The organism is Aeromonas sp. 604176, assembly GCF_049170755.1.
GTDB classification, from domain to species: Bacteria; Pseudomonadota; Gammaproteobacteria; order Enterobacterales; family Aeromonadaceae; genus Aeromonas; species Aeromonas veronii_A.
This window is the reverse complement of the sequence record NZ_JAAKNE010000238.1, coordinates 1-1,743: the sequence shown is the minus strand read 5'-3', so window position 1 is coordinate 1,743 and position 1,743 is coordinate 1. Positions and strand designations below refer to the sequence as shown.

General features: G+C 62.0%; 3 protein-coding genes. All 3 read right to left on the bottom strand.

Annotation, left to right across the window (positions count from 1 at the left end):
• The coding region (locus G5358_RS20990) for a DUF1040 family protein (RefSeq protein WP_421324871.1) at positions 1-171 on the bottom strand (171 nt) is incomplete at its 3' end.
• 30 nt (positions 172-201) lie between these two features.
• Positions 202-1,356, bottom strand: coding sequence for a diguanylate cyclase (locus G5358_RS20985; protein ID WP_323891935.1), 1,155 nt, complete (start codon positions 1,354-1,356; stop codon positions 202-204).
• Between the two features lie 153 nt (positions 1,357-1,509).
• A partial coding sequence (locus tag G5358_RS20980) for a MerR family DNA-binding protein (protein ID WP_421324870.1) occupies positions 1,510-1,743 on the bottom strand: 234 nt, incomplete at its 5' end.

Sequence of the window (1,743 nt, the reverse complement as noted above, 5' to 3'; positions counted from 1 at the left end):
CCGCATCTTGAGGTGGTAGATCAGCATGTCGTCGGTCAGTGCGGACAGGGGACCGTCAAATCCCGCCTCCTCGGCCAGTTTGGCAACAAACTGCACCAGGCTGAGATCCTGCTCCTTGATCCAGGCAGGCTGCAGCAGTTCCAGCAGCTCTTCGATACGATGACATTGCATAGACGACCTCTTTAATCTGTCTTGTGAAACTCAGGCAACCTTACCCATCAAGGCTACTTCGATACGATCCCGGCCATTATGCTTGGCCTGATAGAGCGCCGCATCCGCTTTCTGGATAAGCTCGGCAATGGAGTGATGCTGATCCGGCACCAGGGTCGCCACCCCGAAGCTGCAACTGACCCGCCCCGAGACCCGGGATTTGTGGTGGGGAATGCCGAGGGCTCGCAACGAGGTACGCACCTGCTCGGCGATCTGCATGGCCCCCTGCAAGGTGGTGCAGGGCAGCAGCAGGGCGAACTCCTCTCCGCCGTAACGGGCAGCGAGATCGTCTTCCCGCCGCAGCACTTCGGCCAGCAGGCTCGCCACCTGTTGCAGGCACTGGTCCCCCACCTGGTGACCATAGTGATCATTGAACTGCTTGAAGTAGTCCACATCCACCAGCACCAGAGAGAGAGGCGCCCTGGCACGGTGGCAGCGACGCCAGGCGCGCGCCAGGGAGTCGTCGAGATGGGCCCGGTTGGCGATGCCGGTCAGACCGTCGAGGCGGGACGTGAGCTTGAGGTGCTCGGAGACCGCCTTCAGCTCGGCCACCAGATCCGCATTGGAAAAACTGTGGTAGAGAGAGGCCACCTGATCCCGCCGCAGGCGCCGCAGCAGGGTCGGCAGAAAGACGAACAGATACCCCGCCAGCATGCAGGAGACGATACGCTCCTGGGTGTTGCCGCCACTGAGCTCGAACAACATGGCAAACCCGAGGGGCAGCACGGCCCCATAGAGGGTACGACGGCTGCCGAACAGCATGATGGCGCTGCCGGTCAGGATCAGGCTGGAGAGCATCATCATGGCGGCACGATAGGTGTCGGGCAGCTTGTCCATATAGAGCAGCACGCCCAGTGCCCAGACGATGGAGGTGATGGTCACCCCGACAAAGAGTTCGCGCTCGAGCACCGGCAGCGGAAACTCCGCCAGCCTGGGCTGGCGCCAGCGCAAATGCCACCAGCGCCCCAGCAACAGCAGCAGGACCAGACCGAGCCAGCCCAGCGACTCGCTGGCCGGCAGGTAATCGTGGAACAGCAGGCTCCAGCTGATCGCCAGCAGCCCCAGGCAAGGCAGGCTGAAGGAGGCATGGGTATAGAGCTGGACCATGATGGCCCGCCGCACCTGATATTTCACACTCTGTGTCAACTGGGTACTCCCTGTACAAGAGCCGCACAGTTTAACACTCCCCTTTCCTGCTCAACAATCAATCGACCGCTATTAAGCTGCCACTCAGCGCGTCCTCTCCCGCACAGGCCCCGACAGACCCTTTTCTGCAGGGTCGAATGGCGCAGCCCTCCCTCACCCTTTCTCCAGCTCGTCGAGGATGGGGCACTGGGGATTCGCATCTCCGTGACAGCAGCTCACCACCTCCTCGAGGGCGCTGAGCATGGCTTGCAAACCGGCGATGCGGGAGCGCAGATCGACGATTTTCTCCTGGGCCAGCTTCTTCACCTGGGCACTGGTTCTGTGCTCGTCCCGATAGAGCGCCAGCAGCTCCTGACACTCCTCCAGATTGAAGCCGGTCTCCCGCGC